This is a genomic window from Roseibium sp. LAB1 (assembly GCF_054658235.1).
Genome location: NZ_BAAGIB010000001.1, coordinates 1503365 through 1525580, shown reverse-complemented (window position 1 = coordinate 1525580; position 22216 = coordinate 1503365). Strand labels below are relative to the sequence as shown.

Here is a 22216-nt window from a genome sequence, read left to right as displayed (position 1 = left end):
CTAGTTGTAGCGGTACATCTTCTTTTCGGAGAACCACTTGCCCTGACGGGTTTCGGTCGTTGAACGTGACTTGTCGGCTTCCGCAAAGAGCTTGTGCGCCTCTTTTGAGCGCCCTGTGTGATAAAGGGCCCAGGCCCGAAGCAATTTCGCCTTTCGGCTTTCCTGCCCGCTCATCGCGTTGCGTTCAAGGAACGGCAGGGCGCCGGCATAATCGCCGGTGCTGATCTCCTGTTCGGCTGAACGCAGGTACGAAGAACCGGAGGAGCGCGACCCGCCAGACGAACTGCTCCGCGTGGCGGACGCGGCCGCAAGCTGTGTGTTGCCGAGCATCTTGATCGCCGGGAACTTGTTCGACCATTCCGCGATGAGTTGCCGTTCCCGGGTTTTCTGCTTTTTCCTCTGAGCAACCACGATCAAGCCAACCGCGGCAGCTTCGTTCGGCTGGAAATCCATCGACTTGGTAAACCAGATTTCGGCTTCATCGAGTTCGAGCGTGTTGAAGAAATGCCAACCGAACACCTGGGCTGCGATTGGCGATTGCGCGTCCTGCACGACGTTTGCAAATCGCGACAGGCGTTTGAAATCCATTTCAGCGCCATAGCCTTCCAGAAGCTGGATCGAGACGACCTCCAGATAGGCTTTCAGGATGAGTGGATCCTTGCGGCGGTTCTTGTAGGCGAGTTCCTCCGCTTCCTCATAGTCGCCTTCCTCCTTCATGGAAACGACCATGCCTTCGATAGCCTTTGGCGTCGGGCGCAACTTGTAGGCTGCCTGAAACCATTTCGTGGCCGTCTTGAACTCCTCTCGGGAATAGTAATACCAGCCAAGAAGTTCAGCATCGTTCGGATTCTGGAGTTTGGTTGCGGAATTGGCGAGCGCGTCCAAATCCGATTTCTCGACCATCATTGCGGGGTCCGTGGCGCCTTCACCAACTTCACCGCGCAACAGGTCGAGGTAGATTTCGTTGAACTCCGACCGCCCGTCCAGACCAGTTCTGCCGAAGGCGACGAGTTGTTCCACCGCCTTGCGCGGCAGGACTTCGGCAGCCTTCTGAACGGTTGCCTTGCGCTCGTCCTCGTTGGCACAGTTGGTCAGGATATACTTGTAGGCTTCGAGCGCCTTGACGTCCTGTCCCGTCTCGTTGAGGGCCTTGGCGGTCCGCCAGATCATGTCGACTTCCTGGCAGGTCAGAAGGTCGGTGTTCTTGACCGCGGTCTGAATGACCTCCTGGGAGTTGCCGAGTTCGGACGCCTGGATGAGTGTCTTGCGCGCTTCGGCGTTGATGATCTGCCGGCGCAATTCGGCCGAGGGTTCATAGCCCGGATAGAGCTTTATGTATTCCCGGATCTTGGCGTAGAGATCCTGGGTCCTGCCGGTGGCGAACAGGTCCCAGAGGGGTTGTTCGTTCACCTCGACCCGGTTCTGATCGTAGATGTTTTCCGGTGGCTGCCAATCCGGATGAAGGGCCTTGAGCCGTTTGATTTCCGCTGACACACGGCCGATTTCGCCATTTTGCGCATAGTACCGCAAGGCCGTTTCGTCGACCTTGGCGGCAGCTGGTGCCGCCGGGGCGGAAGTCTGCCCGGCGCCGGGTTGAGTGACCGACAGCGCGAAGGGCGAAACATTGGCCTGCTGCGCCTGCAATCCGCCGGTTTCAGGTGCCTGCAAGACAAACGGAGAGCCGCCTGGCTGCTGCCGGGGGGCGGATTCCCACGGTGCGGTCTGTGCCAGCGAACCGTTCGTCGCAAACGCCAGCGCGAAGGAGGCAATTACCATTCTGGTGAAAGACATTGCGGATACCTCTCTGCAATTGCGAGAATTGTGAAGATCTGAAGCGTTGTGGAGTAGTAGTCATCGGTGCCGATCTGAAGCAGGTCGGACGGGAAGGGCTCGGCCTTGTCCATGCACCGGGTCAATGCCGCGATCGCACGAAACCCGATGCCGCCCATGACGCTCTGTGGCTCGCCGGTAACGACATGGGTGACTGATGGGCCGCGTGGATCGGCAAAGCCGCGCATTGTCGAAAAGTCCGCCGCCTTCTTCACGCGCAGGGCGTTTCTGGAAAGAGCGAGATAAAGCGGAACCCGGATGGCATTGTAGCCGAATTCCGGAGGGAACTTTTCGGAAGGCACCAGCTTGAGGCCGCCGATGTCCACCCAGTCCGGCGGCAGGTAGGTCGGGGCCCGCTGGGAGAGATCAAGCACGTCCTCTCCGACAACGGCGACTTCTCCCCAGTTCGCGGACGTATCGAACTGGGCGATGGTTTCAAGGGCCGGATAGACCCAGTAGGACGGGTTGACCGTGACGGTCTGGTGATCGGCAGAAACGAACCCTTCGCTGCCGGGAACGAGCACCGGTCCAAGCGCACTTGGCTGAAGCAGCGTCGCCGCGATATCCGCCAGAACGACCTTCGCCGAGGCAAGGTCTTCGGCATCGCCCCAACTCTTGTAAGCCTCGATCAGTGCCCAGGCGATGAGGAGGTCGCCGTCCGTGGCGTTGTTGGTGTCGGCGACATTGGGGCCCTCAGGCGTGTGCAGAAGCTTCCAGGCAAACAGACGGTCCTTGCGCACCTGAAGGTTCTCGTAGGTGTAGTCGCGGATAAGCTTGAAGGTGTCCCGATCGCCCACCGCAACGGCCAGAACCATGCCGTAGCCCTGGCCCTCGCTGTGGCTGATGCCCTCGTTGGCATCGTCGATGATTGCCCCTTCCGGGGTCATGTGACGGCTTGTGTAGTCCCGCCACGCCGACCCCAGCCACAGCGACACGGCTTCCCTGCTGCGCGCGCCCTCGCCGAAGACCGGTTCGGCTGATGCGGGAGCGAGCGTCAGGAAAAGCGCCATGCCGGTTGTGATGCAAAGCCTCAACATGTCAGCGTCCGGACCGTTTGAGGGAGACGAAGTAGCTAAAGCCGAGTACCAGGCAGAACGCGAGCATGAACACGACGAAGTCGAGCATGTTGTGCGAGACCAGTCCGGCAACGACGAGCCTGCTGTTTCTGAATTCCGACGGGTTGGCGAGCGACGCAAAGTAGCTCGGGTCGGCGAGCCGTTCCGAGGTGAACCGGTTGGTGGTCGCGTTGTAGAGCGACGTATCGCCGGTCAGCCACGCGAGCCTGCCTTCCCGCAGCATTGTTTCGGTGCTGGCCTTGATGTCGTCGCTGGTCAGTCCGGTCACGATGGTCCAGGTGTCCTGTTTTACCGGAGCGCCCATGAAAGCGACCCAGCTTTCCTTCGACGACAAGGTCTTCGTGCGCTGCGCGATCAGGATGCTGTTGCCTTGAAGGGCGAAGCTGCGGTCGGACAGCATTTCTGAATTGAGCTTGAAGCCAATGCTGCGCCAGGCGGATCCGGCATAGCGCTGAATGCTTGCCATCACGCTGGTGTCCGTATCGTCAACCGACTTCAGGCCCAGGAACCGGCCGACCTGACTGCGTGAGCCTTGCGTCCTTTCCGGGTCGAGTGTGTCCAGATAGGCTTCCTTGGCCATGCCCGACAGGCGATTGACCGGGGCAACGATCAGCCCCGGCTGGTTGCCGACGGTGGCAGAGGCCGTCGTGATGGCGATCGGCCGGACCTGCTGTGTTATGGCCGCCGTTGCCACGGCAAGCTGTACGGCTGCCTCGAGGCTTTTCGTGTCGTCGGAAAGCACCTGGATGGTCGTCGGTCGGTTTTCTGCCGGATTTTTCGGCAGAAGGTCGGAAGGGGACAGGCTCGGCGTCACGCGCATCCTGGCAAGTGCGTCGAACTCTATCGTCGATGTGTCCGCATCAAGCGACAGCCGGTCGCCATTGAGGCCGGTAGCGACATCGCACGTGGCATCATCTTCGGTCAGGGCCGACACTTCGATGCGCAGATCGTTGAAGCCGGGTGAGAAGCCGCCAAGCGGGATATCGAGCGGATTGCGTGAGGAAATGCCGTCACGCGTCAGTTCGGCAGACGCAAGCGCGGCGCCATTGGCGAAGACCTGCAGCCGGTTGGCATTGGACAGGTTCGCCAATGCATCGATGTTCAGGCTCAGTTTGGCCTTGCCGTAATCGCCGACGAAATAGTCGTCCGGCAGCCGGATCGAGAAATCCTGCCGCAGGAGCCGGCCGTCGAAGCGCTTGCTGCTGACGCCAATCTTTGCCAGGGAAACCGCTTCGCCGGGTTCGATCTTGTAACCGAACTTGTTTTCGAAGGCGGCGATGCCGCGTCGGCTCCCCAACAGCGGTTTGGCCTGCAAGGCCTGCTTGAAGGCTTCGATGGATTTATCCAGGGCAGGACGGTTCTCTGCTGCGAGAAACAGGGACACTCTGCCCGTGTCTGGCCGGTGAACAATTGCAAGCCCCGGTATTTCGGAACGGGCGTCGGCAACAGCATAGCCTGCGTGCGAAAGTTCCGCCCGTGTCCCGACAATGATGTCCAGACCGGCGCCGGTGCCCGGTTCGTTCCGGATCTGAATGTCGGGTTATGGTATTTCCCGAAAGCCGCGACGGTCTGGGCAACGGCAAGAGCCCGATCCTGGTTACCGGCGCTGGCCGTGCCGAGTTGAAGCAGGCGCATGTTGGTGGCGCCGCTCTTGTCGTTCGGGATCGCCCGCAGGAGTTCGAGGCTGGCGGACACTCTCGGCGAGGTATCAGGGCCCGGATCGAACTTGATGCCGGTATTGGCCGGGTTCAGGACCGTCCAGAGTTCATAGGTCGCGGGGATCGTGCAATCGACGCGGTGCTTGTGCTTCGCGATGAAACGAATTTCGTTGAACCCCTCGACCATCAGGCCGGGCGGGAGATCGAACGACCGCATGGAACTTTGCGCACCCGCATTGAGCTCAATGTCACCGACGGGCTGGCCATTGACCATGATGCTCATGCTGGAATGTTCCGGCGCGGTCGAGACCGCGGTCAGATAGTCCACCTGAAGCTTGCGATACAGAAGGACTTCGTCCCGTGGCGCATAGACGGCCAACCGGATTTCGGCCTGTTCGCCTTCCATCCTGAGCTGGTCCGCCGTTGCGGTCAGCCGCCGGATGGTGCTGCGTTCCTCGGTCTTGGTATCGAGCACCGACAGATCGAGTTGTTGTGCACCCGCCGAAACCGGCAAGGCGATCAAGGTAGAGGCGACAAGGGCTGCCTTGAGGCAGGTTGCGGCTTTGAGGTGATACAGAGTTTTCATCGTTTCGATCCTCATTCTGCAGGCGAGAGGACGGATTCAGGCAAGTCCTGCTCGACAGGTGCCGGTTTGCGTTTCAGGCCGGACCGCAGTGCTGTCATGACACCGAGGACCGGAACGCGAATGCCGAAGTAAAGTGCCCATCTGGTCAGGCGCATCATTCCCGCGAGGACCGAGGATCCTTTCAGCTTCCTGTTGTGCAGGGCCCTTGGAATTGTGAGGTCGGCAAACATCACGTCGCTGGATACGATTGCCCGTGTTGCGACCGTGTCGAGATAGGCTGCACCGATAAGAATTCCCTTCGAGCCGGCACGTTGCGAGGCGACACGAATGTTGATGCCCGTTTCGGCAAGAGCCTCTTCCGGTTCCGGTGCAGTTTTGGCCGGCCGGTCCAGCGGTTGCCGGGGATGGAACGTCAAATGACCGTTGTCGCCGAGCACATTCCCCCATGCGGGAGCTCGTTCAAGCTGCAGCAGCAGACCATTGGTGTTGGATTCCACCAGGTTCACGGGGATGGTTTCGTCGCGCAGCCGGAGCGTCGCCTTGCGATGCACCCGGATACGCGGTGCTGTTCTGACTTCTTTCCGCTCAAGGATGGCGCCAAGTGCCGCACCGGCGATGATCAGATTGAAGACGTGCCAGATGCCGACAACACCAAGCAGGGCGGTCTGGCCGGTATCGTTTTGCAGGCGCCAGGCCAGCACGCCGGTCGTGAACAGCATGACCGCAAAGACGATGATGTAAGGCCAGGCGATAACAGAGAGCTGTTCTTCTTCGAGTGTTTCACCCTTCGTCGTGACATTGAACTTCGGCGCGCGCGGGTTCATCAGCACGGAGAAGATCGCCGGGAACAGGTAGATCGACTGGATGTACTCGTAGAGTTCGGAAATCCACGGCCACCTGAGCTTGCCATAAAGGCCGGACTGGATGGTAACGACGGCCAGGATGTAGGTCATCGTGTAGGCGAGGAATTCCTGCGGCGACGCGATGTAGATCTTCATGTTGAACAGGATGAACATCAACGGAGCCAGCAGGAACACCAGCCGCGGGAACGGGAACAGCCAGAACATGGCGCTCGACATGTAGGCGACGCGCTGCATGAAGCTCAGGCCCGGCTTGAACATCGGGTTCTTGAGCATGAGGATCTGCAGCATGCCCCGGCACCAGCGGGACCGCTGGCCGATGAAGGAGGCGAGGGTGTCAGGCTGCAGGCCGGCGATCATCGGACGGTCGACATAGGCGCTCTTCCAGCCGCGCGAATGCAGCTCGAGCGCGGTTTCGCAGTCTTCCGTGATCGAGACACCCGAAAATCCGCCGACCTCGTTGAGCGCCGCGCGCCGCAGAACGGCACCGGATCCGCAGAAGAAGGTGGCGTCCCATTTGTCGAGACCCTTCTGGATCATGCCGTAGAACATGTCGTTCTCCGACGGCATGATGTTGTAGGTGCGCAGGTTGCGCTCGATGGGATCGGGATTGAGGAAGAAGTGCGGGGTCTGCACCAGGAAGAGTTCGGGGTCCATGAAATAGGCGACAGTTTCGCGCAGGAACTCCCTTGCCGGTGCGTGGTCGGCGTCGAAGACGACAACGAGATCGCCTTCCGACCGGGACAGGCCGTAATTGAGGTTGCCGGCCTTGGCGTGTTCGTTCCGCTCGCGGGAAAGATATGTGGCGCCGAGATCCTCGCAGATCCGTTTGAATTCCTGGCTGCGCTCATAGGCGGCAAGCGCTGCCTTCTGGTCCGTCGAGTTCAGCTTCTGCAGGGTCGCGCCATCGTCCAGAAGGAAGACCCGGAACTTGTCCTTCGGATAATCCATGTTCTTGGCCGCGGCGATGGTGCAGGCGACGAGGCCCGGATCTTCGTTGTAGGTGGGAATGAATACGTCGACGGTCGGTGCATCGGCATCGGTGTTCTGCACCTTGCGGGGGCGTTCATACCTGTCGGACACGATCAGCGCCGACAGGAAGAACATCAGAATGCAGAAAAGTTCGGCGACCAACAGCAGGACGCCCGGAACGAAATCGGAGAAGTTCTCGATCGGCGGAACTGTCTGGGTGACGCGCCAGTAGACGTAGCGGCCGACGAGCAGGCCGCCGAGCGTCAGAAAGGTTACGCGCCCCAGTGTGCCTGGCAAGACTTTCGTGAATTGCATGGCAACCAGGACGAACAGGCCGAGAAAGAGTTGAACTTCAACCGAAAGCGGCAGGGTGACGATGAAAAATGTCGCGATGGTCGCTATCGTCGCGAATACATATAAAAGTAAGTTCAGCATAGCCTAAACTCCTGTACTTCGTACTTTATTGGTCTGGTGCTATTTGAATTGCTTTTGTGACCGAGTTGACGAGCTCGATTTGTGAGCTGGTGGCAGTTCTTTGCTGAGCCATCGCAAGGTGATTTCTTGCGGTGTTGTAGCTGATGCCGATTTCTTCAGCGGCTTGTCTTACGGTTTTTCCGTCTATTATTTTTTTGATGATGCGCGCCTGCTGATGGGTGACACCTGTGGCAGCCTTTATCGCCTCGGCACTCGCAGTGTTGGCGGCCGGGGCCGCACTGATCAGGACATTTTTGCGGAAGTAGGCCCTCACAGGATCACCTGTTTCGTCCTGAGGTGTGTGTGGCGGGACGGCTTCAACGAAGTAACGTGGGCTGCCGTCGACACTCATGACCCGCCCCTGTTCTGACCGGGCTGTTCCGGAGGTCGCCGAAGCGTCGAAGGCCGTATTGCCGGCATTGCGGGCAAAGTAGGGCGCAAGGCTCAGGGGGGCCTGGATCCTGCCATCGACCAGACGAAGTTCGCCGTCTGTCTGCAGGGCCTTTTCCATGGCGGGGTTTTGCGCAAGGACGGAGCCGTTTCCGAAAAAGACCAGCGCGGGGGACTTTATGTGTTTGATCCAGTATTGCGCGCTTGTCAGTTCGGCCCGGTTTCTGCCGAAAACGAGATCCACGGCATAGGCCTCGAAGCCGCCGAATATGTCATCCGCATAGGCTATGACACCTTGGAACAAACTGTCCGAATATCCGACCGGGATGTGGGCTGTAAGGTAGAGCCGCAGCCCCATGCCCAAATCGACCATGAGCACAGCCGCGCGGTTGGTTTCGATGGTTGTGTCTCGCGGAGGGCTGTTTGGTGTTGTTGCAGTGCGGTGCAGGATGTCGGCGTCGTGTTGTACTGGAGTGCAGGAGTTTGCCTTTACTTGCGAAAAAGCATAAATTTCCCTGTCGATCAGATGTTTTGCATTCCACGTTTGTCGGTGAGCATCGAACGTATAGCAAAGATCGATAGTTTTATTTCTCGTATCGAAAACAAAGATTGTGAAGAGAAGAAATTCAAATCGTTTTGCCAATGCAAAAGGGAATTCAAGGTTGCTCCGGTTGCGGCGTTCTTTTATCTCGCCGCCATATAAAACGTTTTCGTTGAAGTCTCTCGATGCGAAATACATTTTAAACCCCTGCGTATAAAATGATTTTATTCGTGACCGCGATCTAAGTTTTCGTCTGCCTCATTCGTGAAATCGAAACATTGTCTAAATCAAATGATTAATCTCTTATGCGTTTAATAAAATATTAGTCATTTTATACAGGGAAATTGATGCCGTTTCTTTAGTGCAATTGCACCAATTTTATAACAACTGAAGAGTTGGTTAATTTATAACGCAACGAAAAAAGAAGAATACATCTGAGTAACAATCAAATCCCGGCGATGAATACATTAAGATCATCGGGTTGCGTTGCGGTGCTTGTTTTTGTCTGATCTAAGAAATGCAAGTCAAGGTGGTGCGTATGCGTGTATTGTTGCGACGCAGCATTTTATGTAATTTTTGATTTTTACTTCTTGAGGCGTAAAGGCCGAAAATGTTTTCGGAACGAGCGCCGCGAAAACTGTTTCCAATAAAATTTTATCTTGTCTGAAATGGCTATAGGATGTGCCGTGAAATTAGGCGGGGTTGGCTAATTTCGGTTCAAGCTCAGAAAATGGGCGTTCTTGATCTCGGTTTTTTGATCCAGTTAGCCCGAACTCAGGGGTAACAAAGACAGAAAGCAGCGCCCGGCAGCGGAAACCCGGAGGCAAAGCTTTGCCTGAAAGGAAAACGTCCAGCCTGTAGCCGGGCACAAAGCGGCATAGCGCAGCGGTGCGCAGGCGATTGTGTCGAGAGGGAGCTGACCACATCTGCTGGCTGTCTGCGGTCTGAAAAGGTATCGGAGCCCTCAGGGTGCACAGGCGTGAGGGCTCCGTTTCAAGGTGGTGACGCGCTACCTTTTGGGGTTGCGTGTCGCGCCTGGTGGCCGCCAGATGTCCTAGCTGGCAACCGCCTTCAGGCCGGTTTCGACGGCTGACAGGATTTTCGCAACGTGGTCTGCAGTTACGATCAGGGGCGGTGAGAAGATGGCGTTGTTGCCGGAAACGCGGATCATGACGCCGTCCTCATAGGCGGCCTGCTGCAGCTTCAGCGGCACGTCCTTTGCGGCGGGTTTCTTGCTGGTGCGGTCGGAGACCAGTTCGATGGCGCACATCAGACCTTCGCCGCGAACATCGCCGATGACCTCGAAGCGCTCCTGCAGACCTTTGAGGCCTCCGAGAAGTTCCTTGCCGCGGCTGGCTGCGTTTTCATGCACCTTCAGGCGGCGGATTTCAGCAAGTGCAGCAAGAGCTGCGGCGGCGCCAACCGGATGGCCGGAGTAGGTGTAGCCGGTGTCGATAGATGCAATTCCGCTGGTGTCCTTTTCAAAGACTTCGGCCACATGGCCGGCGATCATCACAGCGCCGAAAGGGAAGTAGCCGTTGGTGATCGCCTTGGCCGTGCACATGAAGTCCGGCTGCACGCCCCAGTGGCGCGCGCCGCTTTCGCTGCCGGTGCGACCGAAGGCAGTGATGACTTCGTCGGAAATCAGCAGGATGCCGTTTCGGTCGCAGATCTCGCGCACCATCGGCATGAAGCTGGAGTGCGGCGGCATGACGCCGCCAGCGCCTAGCACGGGTTCCATGATGAAGGCGGCAATGGTGCCCGCACCCTGGAAGGCGATCTCGTCTTCAAGGGCTGAGGCGCAAAGCTGGGCGAGCTTGGCCGGATCGCTCTCGTTGAACGGATTGCGGTAGGTGTAAGGCGCGGGAATATGGAAGCAGCCCGGCAGCAACGGCTCATAGGCATTGCGGAACTTGCCGTTGCCGTTGACGCTGGCGCCGCCGAAGTGGGTGCCGTGATAGCCTTTCTTCAGGCTGAGGAACTTGGTGCGGCCGGCTTCGCCACGAATGCGGTGATACTGGCGGGCGAGCTTCAGAGCGACCTCGACCGAGTCCGATCCGCCGGAGGTGAAGAACGCGCGCGACAGTCCGTCCGGCGCGAAAAAGTCGGCCAGCTCGTAGGAAAGCTCGATCACCTTGTCGTTCGAGGTGCCGCGGAAGATCGAATAATAGGGCAGGGCGTTCAACTGGTCGGCGATTGCCTGTTTCACCGGTTCGCAGGAATAGCCCAGGTTGACGTTCCAGAGACCGCCGACGGCGTCGAGCACTTCGTGGCCGTCGACATCGGTAATGAACACGTCACGGCCACCGGTCACGATCGTCGGCAGGTTGGCCTGGCTGTCGGCTGGATGCGCCATCGGATGCCAGACATGGCGGGCGTTGTTTTCCTTCAGGAAGTTGGAATCCTTCATGTCATGTCTCCTTGGGGTAAGCTTGGCAGGCCGAGCAGCGACAGAGCCTGGTCGTATGAGGAACGGGGGGAAAGAACGTTGAAGTGGACCGTCTGAAGGCCGACTGCCTCCGCACCACGAATGTTGCGCAGCTGATCATCGACGAAGACGCAGGCGGATGCCGGCAGGCCGAGCTCGTCCAGGCACAGTTGATAGGCGCGCGGGTCAGGTTTCAGGATCTTGGTGTAGGTGGCGTCGACGATGACGTCGAAATCATCCAGAAAGGCGAGCTTTTTTCTGAAGTCTGCTCCGTAGAAGAGGTCAAGCTCGTTGGACAGGACGGCTAGCTTGCAGCCTGCCTTCCGGGCGATGTCGATGGCGGCAAGGGCTTCGGGCCGCATGACGGCATCGGGATCGGCGCCGCGCGCAGCTTTCACGAACTCGGCCATTTTCGTCCAGCTGTTGCCAGTCAGCTCGGCAACTTCCTGCGTGCGCCGGTGCCAGTAGTCGCGTTCTGAAATCTCGTCCTGCTGCATTGCCTGCCAGAGACTGTCCGTTTCCGGTGCGAAGGGCCCGCGCCAGGTGAGGCTGCCCGGGGCGAGCCCGAGGGCCTGTTCGGTCAAGTTGTGGGTCTCGAACATCGTGTGGGTAACGACGCCGCCGAAGTCGAGCACCAGAGCCTTCGTGTCATGCGGCATCGCGCCAGATCCTTCTCAAATCGACCGGAACAACACCGCCGAGTTTTTCCGTCACTTCCGTTGCCGCAAGTGGCAGGGTTGCGCGGATCTTTGCCTTCAATTCGTCGGTCATGCGAACGGTGGGGGCTGCGACCGCAATGGTGCCGATTGCCTCGGGCAAGTCTCCGAACACCGGCGAGGCAAATGACGAGACGTGTTCCTCAAAGCCCTGGTCGATAAAGGCGATGCCGTCATTTCGTACCTGTTCGACCGCCTGTTTCAGCAGATCGGCATCGGTGATCGTATAGCCGGTGGAGGGCTTGAGTTTTGTCTTCAGAAGCTGCGGCAGCAGGTCGATCGGGCCAAAGGCCAGCATGGCAAGGCCGGAGGCGGTGGCGTGCAGCGGCAGCAGTTCGGCTTCGTCGAAATAGACCCGCGTCCCGTGAAGGAGGGCGTCAAAATGGTAGAGCGGCGACAGGTGGTCGCCTTCTCTCAACGAAACATGCACCAGCTCTCCAAGTTCTCCTGCCAGCTTTTCTACCAGCGGCGCGACCAGCCGGCGTGCCGGAAACAGGCGTTCGCGAACAGCGGCAAGGCGCAGGATGGCGGGGCCGAGGCGGTAACCTTTGGTGCCGGGGTTCTGCTCAAGAAAACCGTTCGCCGTCAGTTCGCTGAGGTGCCGGTGAACGGTTGCCTTGTCCTGGCCCGACAGGTTGCGGAACTCGGTCAGGCCGATTTCCGAGCGGCTTGCCGAAAAGTGGTTCAGCAGGCTCAGCGCTTTTGTGATCGTGCCCATCTTTCAGCTTGTCCCTTTGCGGAGGTGCCGGAGGGAAGCTCCGACATTCGACGAGATAATGTTGACATGTAGTTTCATTTGAAACAATATATTTTTAAACCGACGGTTTGTTATTTGAACCGGTCAACAAGGCAGACAAAAGCGTCAGCGCTCCGATTGGAGGTTGACATCGAATTATTTAAGATCACAATAATTAACAAAGCAAATAAAAAATGACCAAGACCGGCGCAAAGACCGGCTGTCACCTGACCAGAAGAGGGACTGTTGAAATGAAGAAACATGTGATCGCCCTGACGGCCGCGACCTTGATGTCCGTGACGGGTGCCCTGGCTGAATATCCGGAAAAGCCGGTGTCGTTCATCGTTCCGTGGCCTCCGGGAGACCTGGAAGATGTGTTGACCCGCCTCATCGCGGACAAGTTCCAGGAAATGTACGGTGTGCCGGCGGCCGTGGTGAACAAGCCGGGCGGCGGCGGCGGTCCGTTCCCGGGTGCGGTGGAAGTCGCAACGGCTCCGGCGGACGGTTATACGGTCGGCTCCTTCGTGACAGACGTGCCCATTGGCGGACCGCAGATCGGCATTCCCGAACTGTCGCCGAACCCGTTCGAGCCGATCGGCATTTTCATGACCTATCCGTTCGTAATCGCAGCCGGTGCCGATGCGCCTTACAGCACCTGGGCCGAACTGGCGGACTATGCCAAGGAAAATGAGGTCGCTCTCGGTCATTTCGGCTCGTTCCTGCCGCCCACCCAGATCACTTTCGCGGCTGCCAAGACCTCCGGGTTCGACTTTGCCAGCGAAGCGGCGTTTGACGAGTTGAACTGCAACACGCTGGCCTCCGGCGATGTCGATGTCATCAACACGACGCTGCAGCAGATCCAGCCGTGCCTCGGCGAAGTGAAGATCCTGGCCAGCATCGGCAAGGAGCGTACATCGCTGACGCCGAATGTGCCGACCATGCAGGAAATCAATCCGGATCTCTCGGTGGCCTTGTGGAACGGCCTGTTCGTGCACAAGGATGTTCCTGAAGACGCACGGATCAAGATCTCCGAAGCCGCGCAGGCCGCGCTCAAGTCACCGAAAGCACTCGAGCTGATCGGCCAGACCGGTGTCCTGATCTACTGGCAGGACCCGGTTCAATCCGAACAGCAGATCGAGGAAGATGCGGCCGCTCTGCAGAAAATCTCCGAGCTGATCGAACAGTAAAGCGCTCTTTCCGGCCGGCGCTTCTTGTGCCGGCCGGTTGCCTTGAGGTTCCAGGGAGGGTTCGGCTTGGCCCGCATCAAGACGCTGCAGGAACTGTTCAAACGCTATCGCCGGCCCGGCGACATCGTGTTTGCGACCCTGTTTCTGGCATTTTCCGTGTTTCTTCTGACGCAGATCCCAGGTGAGACGGTCTGGGCCAAGCGCACCAAATGGTTTGCCCAGCCGAGATTCTGGCCGTCGGTTGCCATCGGTGGCATGGTGCTGTTTGCAAGCCTGCATTTCATCGGCTCGCTCTGCTCCAAACGCATTCCAGGTCGCTGGCGCGAAGTCGGCTTCTGGCTGCAATCGTTCGAATTCGTGGCCTATTTCCTGATCTACGTGCTCCTGGTGCCGCAAATTGGCTATCTGCCGGCAACGCTCGCCTTCACATTGTTCCTGTGCGTCCGTGTCGGTGAAGCAAAGCCCGTCAACCTGGGCGCGGCGGTTGTCTTCAGCATTTCGGTGGTGGTGATCTTCCGGGCGTTTTTGCAGGTCAAGGTTCCCGCCGGCCACATTTACGAAGCGCTGCCGGACGGCATCCGCGCCTTTGCCCTGACCTATCTGTGAGGCAAGAATGGAACTGATCCTCTCCAGCCTGTCCATGCTTGCCCAATGGGACGTTCTAGCGGCCCTTGTGATCGGCTCGGTCGGTGGCGTCATCATTGGTGCAATTCCGGGTGTCGGGGCGGCGGTCGCCATTGCGATCCTTCTGCCGGCTACCTTCTCCTTCGAGCCGATCGTCGGTCTGACGCTGCTGCTCGGCGTCTATGGCTCTTCCATGTATGGCGGCGCCATTCCGGCGGTGCTGATCAACACACCGGGCACGGCGGTCAATGCGCTGACCACCTACGACGGCTATCCCATGACCAAGAAAGGGCAGGGCCACCGCGCGCTATCGCTGGCCTATTCGGCCTCCTTCTTCGGCGGCATGTTCTCGATCCTGTGTCTGATCGTCCTCTCGCCGGTGCTGGCGATGATCGCGCCGCATTTCGGCAGCCGCGAGATCTTCCTGGCCGCGCTGATGGGCATCATCCTGGTGGTGGTGGCGCATCGCGGGCAGGTTTTCGCGGCCGGCATGCTGGCCTGTTTCGGCATCTTCCTAAGCACCATCGGCCTGGAGCCGGCCAAATACACCAAGCGCTTCACGTTCGACCAGAGCTGGCTCACCTCCGGTGTCGATCTAATCGTGGTGGTACTCGGTCTTTTTGCGATCTCGCAGGCTTTGCTGCTGCTGGTCGACAAGGAACATCACCCGGGATCGGCGAAGGTCGAGGGCAATCTCTTTTCCGGGCTCAAGGAGCTGTTTGCCTTCAAGCGGGTAGCGACCGTTTCTTCCAGCTTCGGCGTGCTCATGGGCATGATCCCCGGCGTCGGCGAATTCACGGCCCAGTTCCTGTCCTACACCTATGCGCAGAAAACCTCGAAGGATCCGGACCTTTTCGGCAAGGGCTCACCTGAGGGACTGATCGCATCGGAAGCTGCCAACAACGCAGTGCCCGGTGCGGCGATGATCCCGCTGCTTGCTCTCGGCATTCCGGGTGAGGCACTGACGGCAATGATGCTGTCGGTGTTCTATGTCCACAATGTCATCCCCGGACCGCAACTGTTTCAGGGGCAGCTCGACTTTGTCATCGCGCTCTATCTGGCGCTTATCCTCCTGAACATCATCGTGCTGATCTTCCTGCTGTCCTCTACCGGACTGCTGCTCAAGATCATCCAGATCCCGACGCGGTTCCTGGGCGTGATGATCATGACGCTGTCCTTTGTCGGCGTGTTCTCGCTGCGCAATTCGGTGACCGACTGCGCGATTGCCGCCGGGTTTGGCGTCTTCGGCCTGGTGCTGAAGCGGCTCAACCTGCCTATCGTGCCGATCATCCTCGGCATGGTGCTTGGCGGCATCATGGAGGTGAAGCTGCGCAGCGCCATGGCTCGGGTCAATTCTCCGCTCGACTTCATCGACCGACCGATCGCCGCCATCCTCTTCGTTGCCATCATTCTCATTCTCGTCCTGCACGTGCGCGCGGTCTTTCGCGAGAACAAGGTGCGGATGGAGCGTGAAGAGGACAGTTCCGAAACTTCAACCCAGCAAGGGTAACACCCAAGATGCTTGATCAGGCAGCAATCGATGCCTTGCGCAATCAGCCCGTTGGCGAGCAGGGACATTTTGTAAACGGGGCCTTTGCCGCGTCCCGGGACGGGGCGACGCTGGAGGTGCTTTCCCCCATCAACGGCAAGGTTTTGACGAAGATCGCGAGCGGAACCGCCGCCGATGTGGCGCTGGCTGTTGATGGCGCACGCAAGGCGTTCGAGGATGGCCGCTGGTCGAAGGCCGCCCCGGCGCATCGCAAGAAGGTCTTGCTGAAGCTGGCTGACCTGATCGAGGCGAAAGCGCTTGAGCTTGCCGTTCTGGGCGTGCGCGATAATGGCACCGAGATCACCATGGCTTTCAAGGCCGAGGCTTTGTCCGCAGCCGGGACCTTCCGGTATTACGCCGAGGCGCTCGACAAGATCTATGGCGAGATCGCACCGACTGCGGATAATGTGCTGGGGCTCATCCACCGGGCGCCTGTCGGGGTGGTTGGGGCTATCGTTCCCTGGAACTTCCCGCTGATGATCGGGGCCTGGAAGATTGCGCCGACGCTCGCAATGGGAAATTCCATCGTGCTGAAACCGGCGGAAACAGCCTCGCTCAGCCTGCTCAGGATTGCCGAGCTGGCGTCAGAGGCAGGGGTTCCGGATGGGGTCTTCAACGTTGTGACCGGCCCCGGTGCCGTTGTCGGCGAAGCCCTGGCCCTGTCGATGGACGTCGACATTCTGGTCTTTACCGGATCGGGGGCAACCGGGCGGCGGCTTCTGGAATATTCCGCGAGGTCCAACCTGAAGCGGTGTTACCTGGAACTTGGTGGCAAGTCGCCGAACATCGTCTTCAGGGACGCGCCGGATCTCGCCAAGGCGGCCAAGGTGTCAGCGGCAGGTATCTTCCGCAATTCCGGTCAGGTCTGCGTTGCCGGGTCTCGCCTGCTGGTGCAGGAGGAAATCCACGATGATTTCGTTGCCGCGATCTGCAAGGAAGCGGAGGCGCTCAAGGTGGGCGATCCGCTGGATCTTTCAAGTCAGATCGGCGCGGTGCATTCGCTGTCTCAACTGGAAGCCGACCTGAAGTTCGTGGAGACTGCGGAAGTCGAGGGCGCGGAGCGTCGCACCGGGGGAACGCGCATCCTGACCGAGACCGGCGGCTACTACATGGCCCCCACTGTCATGACCGGGGTCAAACCGCAGGACACGATTGCCCGCAAGGAAGTGTTTGGACCGGTTCTGGCGGTCACCGCTTTCAAGGATGAGGAAGACGCAATCAGGATCGCCAACGGCACCGAATACGGTCTTGCGGCCGGCATCTGGACGTCTGATCTCGGCCGGGCGCACCGGATGGTCGCCGGCGTCCGCTCCGGCGTCATCCATGTGAACACCTACGGCGGTTCGGACATGACCGTCCCGCTTGGCGGCATGAAGCAGTCCGGCAATGGCCACGACAAGTCGCTGCACGCACTCGACAAGTATGTCGACCTGAAAACCGCCTGGATCCAGCTCTGAGGATAGACATGACCAAGACCATCCTGTCCATCGGGACCTACGACACCAAGAATGCCGAACTGGAGTTCATCGAGCGGACCATTCGCGATCAGGGCGGCGAGGTGCTGACCATGGATGTCAGCGTGCTGGGCGATCCGGCCAGGCCGACCGGCATTTCCAAGCACGAGGTTGCCAGGGCGGGGGGCATGTCCATCGAGGACGTGATCGCACAAGGCGACGAGAACAAGGCTTTTCAGGTGATGGCGCAGGGTGCGGCAAAGCTTGTCGCCGACCTCTATGCGCAGGGCCGGATCGACGGCATGATCGCGCTCGGTGGGACGATGGGAACGGATCTGGCTCTCGATTGTGCGCAGGCGCTGCCGATGGGCGTGCCGAAATTCATCGTCTCCACGGTCAGCTTCTCGTCGCTGATCCCGCCGGAGCGGCTGGCACCCGATATCCAGATGATCTTGTGGGCCGGTGGCCTTTATGGCCTCAACGAAATCTGCAAGTCGTCGCTGGCGCAGGCCGCGGGCGCCGTGCTGGGTGCCGCCAGGGCCGCGCAGATGCCGGATCGCTCAAAGCCGCTGGTCGGCATGACGTCGCTCGGCTCCAGTTGCCTCTCCTACATGAAGCTTTTGAAACCGGCACTCGAAGACCGGGGGTACGAAGTCGCTGTCTTCCATTCCACCGGCATGGGCGGCATGGCTTTTGAAAGCCTGGCGCGGGAGGGGGCCTTCTGCTGCGTCATGGATTTCTGCCTGCAGGAATTCGGCAACCTGCTGGCCGGTTCGCTTGTCAGCAGCGGACCTGACCGGTTGCAGAATGCAGGCAAGCAGGGCACGCCGCAGATCGTCGCGCCGGGCGCGCTCGATCTGGTGGATTTTGCCGGATGGCAGGAAATCCCGGCGCAATATGCCGACAGGCCGTTTCACGAGCACAACCGTCTGATCAAGAGCTCCGTGTTCAACCCGCAGGAGCGCCGTCAGTGGGCGAATGCACTCGCCGACCGGCTGGAGGCGGCCAAAGGGCCGGCGCACTTCCTTTTGCCGCTTGGAGGTATCGAGGCCTGGGACAAGGAGGGCGAGGAAGCCCACGATCCGGAGGGGCTGGCCGCATTCATCGACGAAGTCAGGACAGTCTTCCCGGGCCGTATCGAGACGACCGAGGTTTCTGCGCATATCAACGACAAGGCGTTTGCGGATGCTGCGCTTGTCGTCTTCGACAGATGGGTCGACGAAGGGATTGTCAAGCGAGGCGGTTAAGGCCGCCGCACGTGTCACGAAAGGAAAAAGCGCCGGCGAGCGGCGCTTTTTGGTGTCATGAGATGGGGCTTTAGCTTGTTCTTGTGATCTGAGGTCAGCCCGTGGCAAGTCGTTGCCTGTCACGGGCCTTGGTCATCAGGACCGCGGCTTCAGGTTTTCCGGATCGTAGAGCGGCTGATAGCCGACACCGGCGACCTCGACCGGGTAGGTTTCCGAGAAATACTCAACGTTCAGCTTGCGGCCGACCTGGCAGTATTCCTGCGGCAGGTAGGCAAGAGCGATGTTCTTGCCGATGGTCGGGCCATAGGCGACCGAGGTCGTGTAGGAAATACGGCCCAAGCTGTCGACCAAGGTCTTGCCCGTGTCCGGATCCTGAACCGGCATCGCGCCGACCGGGTAGCGCTTGACGCCGTTTGCATCGGTGTTTTCAAGCATCACCAGCGTGCAGAGCATGGCCGGCTGCTTGTCGCGCTCCCGGTACTCGACGTGCTTTGCCTTGCCGCGGAAATCCGCTTCCTTGACCTTCGGACGGGCGAGATCAGCCTCCAGGAGGTTGTACTGGGTCAGAAGATCGGCGTTCTGCAGACGCAGGGACTTTTCCATACGGCGCGAGTTGGCGTAGGTTTCGACGCCGACCGCGATGACACCCGTGGACCGCAGAGCGTCCCAGACGGCCAGGCCGTCTTCATACTTCATGTGCAGTTCCCAGCCCTGTTCACCGACATAGGACAGGCGCAGGGCCATGACGGACTTGCCGGCGATCTCGATCTGGCGGATGCCCGCAAACGGGAAGTTTTCCGGATCGAGTGCTGCCGGATCGGCAACCACTTTCTTCAGGTTCTCGCGGGCGTTCGGGCCCCAGATGCCGATGGTGGTGTACTGCTCGCTGACGTCAGTCACCGTGACGTTGAAGCCTTTGTCCTCGGCGATGCGCTTCACATAATGATAGTCGCGCGGACCGGCGTCCGCGCCGTCGACGATGCGGCAGCGGTCGGCCATGCGGAAGACCGTGAGGTCGGCACGCACGTTGCCTTCGTCATCAAGGAAGTGGGTGTAGATACCCTTGCCGATGTTGGCATCGCCGCCGATCTTGGCGGCACACAGCCACTCCAGCAGTTCCACGTGGTCCGGCCCTTCGACGTCGAACATGTAGAAGTGCGAGAGGTTGATGATGCCGCAGTTCTCGCTGAGCTCGAGCTGCTCGGCGTTGGAGACGCGCCAGAAATGGCGGTTGTCCCATTCGTTTTCACGAACCGGAACCCGGTCGCCGTATTTTTCCAGCAGATGCTCGTTGGCGGCATACCCATGCGCGCGTTCCCAGCCGCCCAGTTCCATGAAGTGGCCGCCGAGTTCAACCTCGCGTTCGTAGAACGGCGACCGCTTGACGCTGCGGCTCGTCAGGTAAGGCTCACGCGGGTGGATCGCCGGGAAATAGATCTTCTGCGCAGCTTCGTAGCAGCGGTCCTCGATGTATTTCTCGGTCAGCTGATGGGAATAGAAGCGCGAATAGTCGATGGACGCATGGTCGATTTCGGTGCGGCCATCGGTGATCCAGTCAGCCAGCAGCTTGCCGTAGCCGGGTCCGTCCTTGACCCAGATGGCAACGCAGTACCACAGGCCGCGGACCTTCTGGCTTTCACCGCAGGACGGGCCGCCGGCGGCGGACACTTGCAGGAGGCCGTTGAAGGAGTGGCCTTCGTTGTAACCGATCTCACCCAGGATCGGGGTCAGTTCCATGGCGCGCTCGAGCGGCTCCATGACCTGTTCCATTTCCAGATCGCGCTGGGAGGGGGACAGGCGGGCCTGATCCTTTTCCAGAAGGTCGCGCGGGTGGCACATGCGCGGATGGTTCGGTTCGTAGTAGCCCCATTCGATCTGGCCACCTTCGGCCGTCTTGGGATCGCCGGTGTCGCGCATGTAGGCGGAGTTGCCCTGGTCGCGCAGCAGCGGATAACCGATGTCCTTGCCGGTGCCTTCGAATTCGTTGTACGGGCCGAAGAAGGTCAGCGGGTGGTCGACCGGCATTACCGGCAGGTCTTCGCCAACCATATCGGCAATCAGGCGACCCCAGAGACCGGCGCAGACGATCACATGGTCAGCCATGATCGTGCCGCGGTGGGTCTTGACGCCCTTGATGTGGCCGTCCTCGACGATGAGGGATTGGGCCGGGGTGTTTGCGAAGGCTTTCAGCTTGCCGGTCTTCTCACCTTCATCAACGAGCTTGCCGGCAACCGTCTGCGAGCGCGGGATGACGAGACCGGCATCCGGGTCCCACATGCCGCCCTGGACCATGTCCTCTTCGATCAACGGAAACTTTTCCTTGATCTCGGCCGGGGTCACAAGGCGCACATTGGTGCCGAAGGCCTTGCCCGAGGTCACCTTGCGCTTGATTTCCTCCATCCAGGTGTCGTCGCCGGTGCGCGCGACTTCCAGACCGCCGACGCGGGCGTAGTGACCCATCTTGTCGAAGAAGTCGATGGAGTACTGGGTGGTCCAGACGGACAGGTAGTCGTGGCTGGTGGTGTAGCAGAAGTCGGACGCATGGGCCGTCGAGCCGATGTCGGTCGGAATGCCGGACTTGTCGATGCCGACAATATCTGTCCAGCCGCGTTCGATGAGGTGATGTGCGATCGACGCGCCGACGATACCGCCGAGACCGACGATGACGATCTGTGCCTTGTCAGGAAATGCTGACATGTCTCATTCCTTTTTCATCGACCGGAGCGCAGTCCGCCTGCGTCCGGTCCGTGCGACTGCACCGGATTTCCGTTTCGTGGCGGCAGTATCGCGACTGATCGACTGGCAAAATAGCGTAATTGCGTCATGGCGGCATAAGCGCCACGACACGGCGGTTCAAATCGTCAGGAAAAGCTTGCCTGTGATTGCGACAGGCTGGTCGTGTTTCGATAACGCGGCACGGCATGAAAACTGTCGCGAAATATCAGGGAAACATCAGGGTTTCGGGTGGTTGGTGAAGTATCCGGCAAGCGCGCCACGCTGGAAGGGAGTGGCGGCAGATGATAGGCGTTCGCCGCGTTGCGCTCCGACCATCATATCCGTCAGGTCAGGATGGTTGCCCCGGGAAACGCAAGCCGGAAAGCTGCAGCCCGGGGCAACGCGTCAAGTCCAATCAGCGAATGCTGCAGTTGCCTGAAGTCGATGTGCTGTTGATCGTGTAGCGCCACTTGGTCTTGCCGCCGTAGTAGCCCAGGCAGGGTCCGTCACAATAGCCGTTCTTGGCGTTCGAGAACTCCGAGAAACTGATGAAGCGGCAGCTGTTGCCGTCATAGGCGAACTTGTAGGTCCGTTTTGTGGTGCGGTCCTCGGCGGGGTCCTTTTCCTCTTCGGAAATCTCGACGATGCCGTTGCTGTAGGTGTAGCGCGAACAGATATTCCGCTTGTAGCCTTCCTCGATTTCCAGCTTGACGCAGTTGGTCCTGCCCTTGCCGGAGATGCTGCCGGAGGTCTTGACGCTTTTACCGTTCACAAACACGGTTCCCGCCTGGTTGTCCGGATCGGCGACCAGCAGATTTTCGCCGTTCTGGCGGATCAGAACGGCCGTTGAGCCTGTGCGGTTGTTGGTTTCGGTGAACGAGCCCTTGTTGGTGTTGGAATAATAGTCCTTCTGCTCGACCTTGATATTCGAGGTCAGGAAAATCTTCTTGCTTCCGAGATCGAAGGTCGCGGGAGCTGATTTTGAGCTCTGGGCCGGGGAGGCGCCTTCCGGCGCAGTCGACTGGCAACCGGCCAGTGCCAGCATCGATGCGGTAAATGCCAGGAACGAAATCTTCTTCACAATAAGTCTCCTTTCGGGAAGGTGCCCTCCATGTGGAGGACCTTGAAATTCCATGTTGATGGGAACGTTTCGAACCGTGTTCGCAGTCACTC

At 59.5% G+C, this 22216-nt stretch carries 15 protein-coding genes and 1 pseudogene; 5 read left to right on the top strand and 11 right to left on the bottom strand.

Annotation, left to right across the window (positions count from 1 at the left end; translation table 11 throughout):
• The 9 genes and pseudogenes from ACYQ54_RS07135 to ACYQ54_RS07095 all read right to left on the bottom strand — a co-directional run bounded on the left by ACYQ54_RS07135 (position 1) and on the right by ACYQ54_RS07095 (position 12249).
• Positions 1-1791: a hypothetical protein gene (locus tag ACYQ54_RS07135; protein ID WP_460080641.1), complete on the bottom strand. Its 1791-nt coding sequence runs from the start codon at positions 1789-1791 to the stop codon at positions 1-3.
• On the bottom strand, positions 1770-2867 hold the full coding sequence (locus ACYQ54_RS07130; RefSeq protein ID WP_460080639.1) for a glycosyl hydrolase family 8: 1098 nt from the start codon (positions 2865-2867) through the stop codon (positions 1770-1772). Before ACYQ54_RS07130 ends, ACYQ54_RS07135 begins: the two co-directional genes overlap by 22 nt.
• Before the next feature lies 1 nt (position 2868).
• Positions 2869-4290: a cellulose biosynthesis cyclic di-GMP-binding regulatory protein BcsB gene (locus tag ACYQ54_RS07125; RefSeq protein ID WP_460080638.1), complete on the bottom strand. Its 1422-nt coding sequence runs from the start codon at positions 4288-4290 to the stop codon at positions 2869-2871.
• A 131-nt stretch (positions 4291-4421) separates the two neighbouring features.
• Positions 4422-5150 (bottom strand): annotated as a pseudogene (locus ACYQ54_RS07120) (cellulose biosynthesis cyclic di-GMP-binding regulatory protein BcsB); the annotation flags it as partial.
• Positions 5151-5161: 11 nt separating this feature from the next.
• Entirely contained in the window at positions 5162-7417 is a 2256-nt protein-coding gene (gene bcsA / locus ACYQ54_RS07115; protein WP_460080637.1) for a UDP-forming cellulose synthase catalytic subunit, read from the bottom strand.
• A gap of 25 nt (positions 7418-7442) precedes the next feature.
• Complete coding sequence (locus tag ACYQ54_RS07110) at positions 7443-8585, bottom strand: helix-turn-helix transcriptional regulator (protein ID WP_460080635.1); 1143 nt, start codon at positions 8583-8585, stop codon at positions 7443-7445.
• A gap of 856 nt (positions 8586-9441) precedes the next feature.
• Entirely contained in the window at positions 9442-10797 is a 1356-nt protein-coding gene (locus ACYQ54_RS07105; protein WP_460080634.1) for an aminotransferase class III-fold pyridoxal phosphate-dependent enzyme, read from the bottom strand.
• Positions 10794-11474 carry an HAD-IA family hydrolase gene (locus ACYQ54_RS07100; protein WP_460080632.1) on the bottom strand — a complete coding sequence of 227 codons (681 nt, stop codon included), beginning with the start codon at positions 11472-11474 and terminating at the stop codon, positions 10794-10796. The genes ACYQ54_RS07105 and ACYQ54_RS07100 overlap by 4 nt, the downstream gene beginning before the upstream one ends.
• On the bottom strand, positions 11464-12249 hold the full coding sequence (locus ACYQ54_RS07095; protein ID WP_460080631.1) for an IclR family transcriptional regulator: 786 nt from the start codon (positions 12247-12249) through the stop codon (positions 11464-11466). Before ACYQ54_RS07095 ends, ACYQ54_RS07100 begins: the two co-directional genes overlap by 11 nt.
• A 269-nt stretch (positions 12250-12518) precedes the next feature.
• Between ACYQ54_RS07095 and ACYQ54_RS07090 the strand changes: the two genes are divergently transcribed.
• The 5 genes from ACYQ54_RS07090 (at position 12519) to ACYQ54_RS07070 (ending at position 18328) form a co-directional block, all read left to right on the top strand.
• Positions 12519-13454 (top strand): tripartite tricarboxylate transporter substrate binding protein, encoded by a 936-nt coding sequence (locus ACYQ54_RS07090; protein ID WP_460080629.1) that lies wholly within the window; start codon positions 12519-12521, stop codon positions 13452-13454.
• Positions 13455-13520: 66 nt separating this feature from the next.
• Positions 13521-14060 (top strand): tripartite tricarboxylate transporter TctB family protein, encoded by a 540-nt coding sequence (locus tag ACYQ54_RS07085; protein ID WP_460080627.1) that lies wholly within the window; start codon positions 13521-13523, stop codon positions 14058-14060.
• 7 nt (positions 14061-14067) lie between these two features.
• Positions 14068-15588: a tripartite tricarboxylate transporter permease gene (locus ACYQ54_RS07080; RefSeq protein ID WP_460080626.1), complete on the top strand. Its 1521-nt coding sequence runs from the start codon at positions 14068-14070 to the stop codon at positions 15586-15588.
• An 8-nt stretch (positions 15589-15596) separates the two neighbouring features.
• Entirely contained in the window at positions 15597-17084 is a 1488-nt protein-coding gene (locus ACYQ54_RS07075; protein ID WP_460080625.1) for an aldehyde dehydrogenase, read from the top strand.
• 8 nt (positions 17085-17092) lie between these two features.
• Positions 17093-18328 carry a Tm-1-like ATP-binding domain-containing protein gene (locus tag ACYQ54_RS07070; protein WP_460080623.1) on the top strand — a complete coding sequence of 412 codons (1236 nt, stop codon included), beginning with the start codon at positions 17093-17095 and terminating at the stop codon, positions 18326-18328.
• 135 nt (positions 18329-18463) lie between these two features.
• Here the strand turns inward: ACYQ54_RS07070 and ACYQ54_RS07065 are convergent, their stop codons facing one another.
• Both ACYQ54_RS07065 and ACYQ54_RS07060 read right to left on the bottom strand, forming a co-directional pair.
• On the bottom strand, positions 18464-21025 hold the full coding sequence (locus ACYQ54_RS07065) for a GcvT family protein (RefSeq protein WP_460080621.1): 2562 nt from the start codon (positions 21023-21025) through the stop codon (positions 18464-18466).
• Positions 21026-21458: 433 nt separating this feature from the next.
• Positions 21459-22124: a hypothetical protein gene (locus tag ACYQ54_RS07060; protein ID WP_460080620.1), complete on the bottom strand. Its 666-nt coding sequence runs from the start codon at positions 22122-22124 to the stop codon at positions 21459-21461.
• Between the last annotated feature and the right edge of the window lie 92 nt (positions 22125-22216).

Excerpts from the sequence above, each read along its gene's own strand:
- ACYQ54_RS07135 (WP_460080641.1), bottom strand. The coding sequence starts at position 1,791 with ATGTCTTTCACCAGAATGGTAATTGCCTCCTTCGCGCTGGCGTTTGCG.
- ACYQ54_RS07130 (WP_460080639.1), bottom strand. The coding sequence starts at position 2,867 with ATGTTGAGGCTTTGCATCACAACCGGCATGGCGCTTTTCCTGACGCTC.
- ACYQ54_RS07110 (WP_460080635.1), bottom strand. The coding sequence starts at position 8,585 with ATGTATTTCGCATCGAGAGACTTCAACGAAAACGTTTTATATGGCGGC.
- ACYQ54_RS07080 (WP_460080626.1), top strand. The coding sequence starts at position 14,068 with ATGGAACTGATCCTCTCCAGCCTGTCCATGCTTGCCCAATGGGACGTT.
- ACYQ54_RS07065 (WP_460080621.1), bottom strand. The coding sequence starts at position 21,025 with ATGTCAGCATTTCCTGACAAGGCACAGATCGTCATCGTCGGTCTCGGC.
- ACYQ54_RS07095 (WP_460080631.1), bottom strand. The coding sequence starts at position 12,249 with ATGGGCACGATCACAAAAGCGCTGAGCCTGCTGAACCACTTTTCGGCA.
- ACYQ54_RS07070 (WP_460080623.1), top strand. The coding sequence starts at position 17,093 with ATGACCAAGACCATCCTGTCCATCGGGACCTACGACACCAAGAATGCC.
- ACYQ54_RS07105 (WP_460080634.1), bottom strand. The coding sequence starts at position 10,797 with ATGAAGGATTCCAACTTCCTGAAGGAAAACAACGCCCGCCATGTCTGG.
- bcsA (WP_460080637.1), bottom strand. The coding sequence starts at position 7,417 with ATGCTGAACTTACTTTTATATGTATTCGCGACGATAGCGACCATCGCG.
- ACYQ54_RS07075 (WP_460080625.1), top strand. The coding sequence starts at position 15,597 with ATGCTTGATCAGGCAGCAATCGATGCCTTGCGCAATCAGCCCGTTGGC.
- ACYQ54_RS07100 (WP_460080632.1), bottom strand. The coding sequence starts at position 11,474 with ATGCCGCATGACACGAAGGCTCTGGTGCTCGACTTCGGCGGCGTCGTT.
- ACYQ54_RS07090 (WP_460080629.1), top strand. The coding sequence starts at position 12,519 with ATGAAGAAACATGTGATCGCCCTGACGGCCGCGACCTTGATGTCCGTG.